Source organism: Lentibacillus kapialis (assembly GCF_014646635.1).
Classification (GTDB): domain Bacteria; phylum Bacillota; class Bacilli; order Bacillales; family Amphibacillaceae; genus Lentibacillus; species Lentibacillus kapialis.
The window spans coordinates 1-5,726 of the sequence record NZ_BMNQ01000094.1 but is presented as its reverse complement, the minus strand read 5'-3'; the positions used below and the strand labels follow the sequence as shown (position 1 = coordinate 5,726).

At 35.1% G+C, this 5,726-nt stretch carries 8 protein-coding genes; all 8 read left to right on the top strand.

Features of this window, described 5'->3' with window-relative positions; translation table 11 throughout:
- Window positions 1-1,244: 1,244 nt before the first annotated feature.
- The 8 genes from IEW67_RS17325 (at window position 1,245) to IEW67_RS17290 (ending at window position 5,656) form a co-directional block, all read left to right on the top strand.
- A complete protein-coding gene (locus IEW67_RS17325) occupies window positions 1,245-1,703 on the top strand; it encodes a GNAT family N-acetyltransferase (RefSeq protein WP_188634332.1) in 459 nt (152 codons plus the stop codon).
- A gap of 91 nt (window positions 1,704-1,794) precedes the next feature.
- Entirely contained in the window at window positions 1,795-1,977 is a 183-nt protein-coding gene (locus tag IEW67_RS17320) for a PspC domain-containing protein (protein WP_188634331.1), read from the top strand.
- A gap of 544 nt (window positions 1,978-2,521) precedes the next feature.
- Window positions 2,522-2,764: a hypothetical protein gene (locus IEW67_RS17315; RefSeq protein WP_188634330.1), complete on the top strand. Its 243-nt coding sequence runs from the start codon at window positions 2,522-2,524 to the stop codon at window positions 2,762-2,764.
- A gap of 635 nt (window positions 2,765-3,399) precedes the next feature.
- A complete protein-coding gene (locus IEW67_RS17310) occupies window positions 3,400-3,720 on the top strand; it encodes an LptM family lipoprotein (protein WP_188634329.1) in 321 nt (106 codons plus the stop codon).
- A 148-nt stretch (window positions 3,721-3,868) separates the two neighbouring features.
- Window positions 3,869-4,441: a DUF4256 domain-containing protein gene (locus IEW67_RS17305; RefSeq protein ID WP_188634328.1), complete on the top strand. Its 573-nt coding sequence runs from the start codon at window positions 3,869-3,871 to the stop codon at window positions 4,439-4,441.
- A 306-nt stretch (window positions 4,442-4,747) separates the two neighbouring features.
- Window positions 4,748-5,047, top strand: coding sequence for a DUF2089 family protein (locus IEW67_RS17300; RefSeq protein ID WP_188634327.1), 300 nt, complete (start codon window positions 4,748-4,750; stop codon window positions 5,045-5,047).
- On the top strand, window positions 5,047-5,337 hold the full coding sequence (locus IEW67_RS17295; RefSeq protein ID WP_188634326.1) for a hypothetical protein: 291 nt from the start codon (window positions 5,047-5,049) through the stop codon (window positions 5,335-5,337). The genes IEW67_RS17300 and IEW67_RS17295 overlap by 1 nt, the downstream gene beginning before the upstream one ends.
- A gap of 91 nt (window positions 5,338-5,428) precedes the next feature.
- Complete coding sequence (locus IEW67_RS17290; protein ID WP_188634325.1) at window positions 5,429-5,656, top strand: hypothetical protein; 228 nt, start codon at window positions 5,429-5,431, stop codon at window positions 5,654-5,656.
- Window positions 5,657-5,726 lie beyond the last annotated feature (70 nt).

Sequence of the window (5,726 nt, the reverse complement as noted above, 5' to 3'; positions counted from 1 at the left end):
ATGAGTTCAGTCACACTTATAATATGCTTCAGCTTAACAACTTTGAGCAGGACTTCAGCCTGAAGAGCGACTTTAGTCGCTGACATTCATGTCCAAATCCACCTGCTTTAGCAGGTGGTCGTTTAATTTCTTTTTCTTACATTAGACAATATGCAATAAAAAAGAATAAGTTTTGTTATGATTGCTACAGTGCCTAAACTGGTTTTTTATTATCTTCCCAGCAATGATTTTTATAATTTTTGTATTGATTATGGTTTAAGCAACGGGCGCTTATCAGAAGTAAAGGTAGCGCCCTGTCTTGCGAGAAAAGCCAGGGTTATTTAACAAAATTACTGATTTAAACGGAGTGATACATTATATCTTTTTCACGTTGGACAGCATTTCAAGGTATTGTAATTGTTCTACTGATAGCTCTTGCGTTCATAGCAGATATATTGGAGTACCATTTTCCTCAACGGATGTAATAAATACGTCGGTGTTGATGACATCTTTGTTTTTGGTAATAATAATTAGTTTACTTAGTTTAGTGATGTACTTTCAAACGAAGAAAAGTGACACATTTTTAAGGCACAGATTATGGGATAAAATGTATATTATTATGCCTGTAATAATTTTTGTATCTTTGGTTGTAGTTTTTGTCTTTTTTCTGGCAGGACCACTAAGCGAAATAACGCAGAGCAATCGTTGGGTTATATATATGTTAATTTACTATGTTTTATTTTTAATAAATGCGACTGTTTTAGCACTTATACATAAAGCAAAAAAGGATACTATTTCCAATGAAAATAAAATTGGCTATTCTTTTGTTTGGACGTCATTAGGACTTTTAGTGGTTATTTTTATATTGTGACTGTCTTAAACAAACGGGCGCTTTCGCGGAATAGGCTTTGCACCCATTATCACTTCATCAGCCAAATTGCTGAAGGTTGATTCTAGAAGACTGAAGGAAATATTAAATAAACTATTGAGGAAGAAAGTCATTTCGAGTTATCTAACCCCGAAAGCTAACAATATATAACACTTGTCTACTTGTCTATTAATTAGTACGAATATCCAGGATGAGGGGACAGGTATTTTAATTGAAAATTATTTAAATTTCAAGCGTTGATGTTCGCAATACGAACGGGCGCTATTCGGGAACACCCCCCTATCGGGCGCGTTCCCGGAATAAAGGTTGCGCTCAATTGCCATTCTAGGGCCATTTAATGGCATAGTCGATATCGGTCAGAATGGAGGGAAGAACGATGGCAGTCACATTAAAAATAATGAGTTCAGATGAATTTCAACAATATCTGGCTTATGCAATTGAGAACTTTGCAAACGAACAAATTAAATCTGGAAATTGGAAACAAACGGGCGCAATAAATAAAGCTAAGAAGGAACACAAACGGTTACTTCCTGATGGGCCGAATACCGATAATAATTATTTATTTACAATTCGTGATGGAGACCTGAAAGTTGGAATGGTGTGGCTAGCAAAAAAGGATGATAATAAGGGTTTCATTTATGATATTAACATTTGGAAAAGCAATCAAGGTAAAGGTTATGGAAAACAAGTAATGAAGCAAGTTGAACTCATTGCCAAAGAGATTGGGTTGAAAATGATAGGACTCCACGTCCTTGGTCATAACAAAGTGGCAAGGGGTTTATATGAACAACTAGGATATGTTGAAACAAATATAAAAATGGAAAAGTTATTATAGGTTATTTCAGAATAGGGCGAAGTTGCGGAATAAAGGGCAGTGTCCAAACTGTCATTGTTGAGCCAGTTAGCTGAACAAAGGGGAGCTTCTTATGCATCAAAAGTTAACTAGATCTTCGACGGATAAAGCATTATACGGAGTTTGTGGAGGAATAGCAGAATTTTTTGGTATATCTTCTTTTATTGTAAGAGTAATATTTCTTTTCACTTCAGGTTTATCTTTTTGGGTGTATATATTTCTAGTTTGGGGTTTAGATGAAAGACCGTCATTATAGTGTAAATAGTACCATTAACGGGCGCAATCCGGAATTACGGATTGAACCCTGAACCTTTTCCTTCTGGGTTGGGCCAGATTATTGAGGGAGTAACTCAACTAACGAATTGTATAATTGCAGGAATTTAGGGGTGTAATAATGCAGTTATATTTGCAAAGGATGAGAAGAAAAGTGGTTTTGACTTCAAGTACATTTGTTTTATTGATTCTTACATTCTGGTTTTGGTATGAGTTGCCGTTATTCGGATTATCTGATTATTTTTCTGAAACGAATGTCCCTGGATTTATTCAGTTTATTTCTGTTTGTTTGGGTGTTGGTTTTTGCTTTTCATGATTTTAATTCTATTGCATCTATCTTTTGCTAGTGAATATGCAATAAATAAACAGGAAGGTATGTTAAGAGTTTTTTTAATAACTCAAGGTACTTTAATAATGGTCGTGGCAATATTATTTGCAGCTTTTTATTTAATTGTATCCTTTGCAATATAAAAGATGCACTGGTACACATAAGGGCCATTTGAATTGAGCAAGAAAGAGGAGGGATAATGATGGACCAAAAAAAGCAAACAAGACCTTCTGTTATCACAGGTTTTGTGTTGCTCGCCTTAGCTTTTTTGTTTAAGTGGGAATTCATATATAACGAACCTGTTGTCGATCGGTTGCTTGGTTTGATTGGTGTGAGTGCGTGGTCTAATGGTAATACTGGTTTTCATTTCACAGGAATTATTTCTGTTATACTTTTAATTATAGGGCTGTTTTTTTGGCCAAACGGTACAGCGGTAAAATGATTTTTGTTTTCTTTCTTGCGATGATACTCATACCCACTAACTTGTTTGCAAACGTATATCAATCAAACTTTGCAAATGGTATTTATGCGTTAGAATTCCAACAGGACGGAAGCAATTGTAAATATGATACGAATAATTCAGGTATTGTTGAAGGTAACTGTAAAATCTCCATTGTGAACCATAGTAGCGATGCCGTTACTTTCCGTGCTTCAATAGACCAAAAATATGATCACAATAGATTCAATGTAACGGACCTAATTAATCTGAAAGACCACCAATTGAAACTAGATGCGAAGGAGCATAGAACATTTGACATTAATTTCAGACACTCGCTTCAATCGTCAAAATATCAAAGTATAGGCGGAGAACTTGATATATTTAATCTCATAATTTCTGATGATGATAATACAAGGAGGTTGTAATGTTCCACGGCGAGATTTATATGCAATATGGCAGAAGAGCAAACTTCAACCATACCAAATAATATCAGAAAAGACTATTCAAGAAAAGGTGCGCGCTAATCGAATAAGTACGTCCTTCTGAAACGGTGGCCAGATTGTAGAGTAAATTGGAAACAAATAATAAATTCAATTCGTTTAACATTACAAAAGGTCTTGGATCGGGGGATATAACGATTGAAAAGAATATTTCTTTTTGTGATGGCTCTGTTGATAATCGCTTCATTGGCAGGATGCGGAAATGGATCAGATTTTCAAGGTATCATTCACAGGGTAAAAGAATCCAGCATTACCGTTGTGACAGATGATGTTGAACCTGATACTTCATATCCAGTTTATGAAGTTTTTGTTGATGACCAAACGGAGATCAAGGGCGCCGTTAATAAACTCTCAAAATTAAGGGCTGATCAAAAAGTGGAGATTTGGGTGAAAGGTGAATGGAATAAAGACCCTGAAAACAAAATGGTCGCTAATAAAATCATAGTTAGTAAGAAGTGAAAAATATTCAAGAAAAGGGCGCGATAATGGCATAACGTTATACAGGAAAAGGGCCATATCAAAGAAGATCTTTCTTAAGAAAATTGTTAAACTAGTGGAGCAGATTAGTCCCTATACAATTATGATTAAAACAGAGGGGAAATAAAATATGATAAATAGCAATAACAATAAGGCGTTATCACAGGAACAACGTGAAGAACTACTCAGAACTTTGAAGGAACGTTTTGAGAAAAACATGAACCGTCATGGTAGTCTTGAATGGGTTAGAGTACAAGCTAAGCTCGAGGCTAATATTGAAAAATTGTGGTCGCTCAATGAAATGGAAAGAACCGGTGGTGAACCGGATGTTGTTGGCCATGATAAAAAGACGGATGAATACATTTTTTATGATTGTTCATCAGAAAGTCCAAAAGGCCGCAGGAGTGTTTGTTACGACCGTAAAGCACTTGAGTCAAGAAAAAAATACAAACCCGAAAATAACGCTATTGATATGGCAGCTGACATGGGCATTAAACTTTTGACGGAGGAACAATACCGGGAGTTGCAGAAACTTGAAAATGTTGATATGAAAACATCAAGCTGGGTGCAAACACCTGATAATATTAGAAAACTTGGCGGCGCCATCTATTGTGATCGCCGCTATGACACTGTCTTTGTATACCACAATGGCGCGCAATCCTACTATGCTGCAAGGGGGTTCCGTGGCTCGCTTAGGGTCTAAATTTTGCATAGACCGCTACATTTCGGGAGTCATTCCGGGATAAGACTTGGCGTCCAATCCTGCAGAGAAGGGCATTTTCTGGAAAGCAAAGAAGCTGATCCCTTACAAGATCAGCCATTTTGTTTATCTCTCGTTAATTTTTTACGTGGTATTAAGACCCTGCCTTAATAGCAGGGTCTTTTGAATTTTATATAATGGATGTTAGTGTATTAATAAAATAAATAATAAATAATATTAAACGAATAGTTTATTTTATTAATAAATATGTTAAACTAATATTAGACATTCGAGAGGAAGGGTGACTAAATGGATAGCAAAGATGTACCAAATTGGATTTTAACGTTGGATGGGGAAGATATAGAGTTTATCAAGAAATTTGTAATAAATTCTGGATCGTTAAAAGAAATTGCAAAAATTTATGAGGTTTCTTATCCAACAGTGAGGATTAAACTGGATAGATTAATCGAAAAAATAAAATTAAATGACGCTGTAGAAAATGAAGAGTTTATAAAATTCATTAAACAACTTTCGATTGATGACCGTATCAATTTGGAAGAAGCAAAATTAATTATTGAAAAGTACAAAAAAGAAAGAGGCGGTAAATAATGGTTCAAAGTTTAATTCTTATACCAATTGTAGTATTAATACTTGGCCTCCATCATTTTTTGTCTACAAGAAAACGGGCATGGCCAGGGACAATTTTCCCGATTATTTACGTAATTGTCATCGGTGGTCAATTAATCGCTAAAGTAGTAGAGATAAAGTCTTCCCGGGATATTTTCTTCTATATATTAGGATTTGTAATATTTACAGGAATATGGATTGAGGGCAGGGATTCAGTGAAGAAAAAGCGGCAAAAAGAATTGGATAAAATGAAATCCCATGACATGCAATAGTTGCAATTCATCAGAAAGTTAATGATTCAAGATTGGTTTAACATTAAAGAGATAATATGAATCACTAAAATAATAAAAAGGATGAAAAATAATGTTTGGCTTAGGCTTTTATAATGTTTTTATCATTGCTGGCATACTTGGTGTGCAATACTTTTTTTCAACCAGAGATAGCGTTTATTGGGGAGCCCTTATCCCATTAATTTTTATTGTTTGGCGCACTTGGCTACTATTTACTGGGAATGAAAATATTCTAGCTTATGTGCTAACTCGAGTTTCGCACCCTGATAAATCAATAAAAAAGCGCCATGAAAATGGATAAAAAAACGTAAAAAAACCCGCATGAACACTGGCTTTTGGTATAATTAAGGTACCAATCCAAATCATGCCAA